The 1,121-nt window shown below is 68.2% G+C and carries 1 protein-coding gene; it reads left to right on the plus strand.

Annotation, left to right across the window (positions count from 1 at the left end):
• Nucleotides 1–118: 118 nt before the first annotated feature.
• The coding region (locus MA879_RS12260) for an IS481 family transposase (RefSeq protein WP_248126884.1) at nt 119–1,121 on the plus strand (1,003 nt) is incomplete at its 3' end.

A 1,121-nucleotide genomic window follows, 5' to 3' on the forward strand; every position in this document is an offset into this window, starting at 1 on the left:
CTAGGTGTTGTGGGTCATGAGGTTCTTGGCACGAGGCCCGGGCTGAGATGAGACGAGCGGGCCCCGCCCGGCAGGATGGAAGTTCCTCAACAACCCATCCGCTGGAAAGAGCCCGCTCATGACCCACGCTAACGCACCCCTGACCCCCACCGGCCGTCTCAGGATGGTCCACCGCCACCTGCACGACGGGATCCCCCAAGCCCATGTCGCCGCCGAGTTCCGCGTCAGCCGCCCCACGGTGGCCACCTGGGTCGCCCGCTACCGTGCCGAAGGCGAGGCAGGACTGCAAGACCGCTCCTGCCGGCCACGACGCTCTCCCGCCCAGCTCGACCCCGAGGTGGTGGCCCAGATCCAGACCCTGCGTCGCAGGGAGAAGTGGTCAGCCCGCCGCATCCATCACCACCTCGTCTCTGAAGGCCACCGGGTGTGCCTCCGAACGGTGGGCAGGTGGCTGCACCGGCTGGGCATCTCCCGGTTGCCAGACCTCGCGCCCACGGGTGAGGACCTGCGCCAACGACCGCAGAAGATCACCGCCCGCGGCCCGGGGCACATGGTGCACCTGGACGTGAAGAAAATCGGGCGCATCCCTGACGGGGGCGGCTGGCGTGCTCACGGCCGGGACTCCGAGAACGCGCGAGCAGCCAAGCGCGGGCCTGGCCGACGGGTCGGCTACACCTACCTGCACTCGGCGATCGACGGGTTCACCCGCCTGGCCTACACCGAGGCGTTGGAGGATGAGCGGACGGTGACCACGATCGGGTTCTTCTGCCGGGCGCGGGCGTTCTTCGCCGCCCACGGCATCACCGTGGACCGGGTGGTCACGGACAACGGGAACAACTATCGGGCTGCGGACTTCACCGCGAAGGTGGTCTCGCTCGGGGGCCGGCACCACCGGATCCGCCCATACACCCCGCGCCATAACGGGAAGGTCGAACGGTACAACCGGCTGATGGTCGATGAGGTCCTCTACGCCCGCCCGTATACCTCAGAGACAGCTCGGCGTGAGGCGCTGGCCGTGTGGGTGAACCACTACAACTACCATCGGCCTCATACCTCCTGCGGGGACGCCCCTCCGGCCTCGTTGGCCCCGGCCCGAGTCAACAACGTCATGACCTCTTACA

This window comes from Micrococcus lacusdianchii, assembly GCF_023155805.1.
In the GTDB taxonomy this organism is placed as follows: Bacteria; Actinomycetota; Actinomycetes; order Actinomycetales; family Micrococcaceae; genus Micrococcus; species Micrococcus lacusdianchii.